Here is a 740-nt window from a genome sequence, read left to right on the forward strand (position 1 = left end):
CCTGGGCGGCACGCGGGTCCACGTCCCAGGCGCAGGCGCTGCGAGAGCCGTCGAGCATGATGAATTGCAGCCCGACCCGTGGGTCACTGCACTGTGCGAGCTTTTTCGCGCTGACGTTCGGCACCACCGACAGGTTCATGTACAGGCTTTGACCCTGGTCATCCGCTGCCACCGTGTTGACCCACGGGATACCTTGCAGGGTGTGTACCGAGGTTTGCAGTTCCTTGAGGTTCGCTGCGCGGTTCATCGCGTACCACTGTTGCAGCACACGGTCGTTGCCCAGGTTGGCATCCCGCAGGCTGAAGGCATATTTGGCGTCCCAGTCGAGTTTGCCCGGCCATTGCACGATGGGGCCGAACTGCGAGCTGTAGACCGTGCGGGACTGTTCCCGGGTACCGCCGTCGGCAGTTTTTACCGCTACCTTGATCGTGGTTTTATCCATGGGCACGGACTTGCCGTCCAGCAAATAGCGAGTCGGGTCCTTGGGGTCCAGAGTCAGGCGATACAGGGTGAAGTGCTTGGACGTATCAACGGTGTGCGTCCACGCAACGTGCTGGTTGAAGCCGATATTGATCACCGGCAGGCCCGGCAACGCAGCGCCCATCACATCCAGCTGGCCGGGGATGGTCAGGTGCATCTCGTAGAAACGCATGCCGCCCACCCACGGAAAATGCGGGTTGGCCAGCAGCATGCCGCGGCCGTTGAACGAACGGTCACGCCCCACCGCCACCGCGTTGCTG

1 protein-coding gene is annotated in these 740 nt (G+C 62.3%); it reads right to left on the reverse strand.

Annotated elements, in window-relative coordinates; all coding sequences use genetic code 11:
* Window positions 1-740, reverse strand: a 740-nt coding sequence (locus tag HX846_RS37135) for a penicillin acylase family protein (RefSeq protein ID WP_178967455.1), incomplete at both ends; no start/stop codon positions are given.

Source organism: Pseudomonas sp. K5002, from assembly GCF_013386655.1.
Lineage (GTDB): Bacteria > Pseudomonadota > Gammaproteobacteria > Pseudomonadales > Pseudomonadaceae > Aquipseudomonas.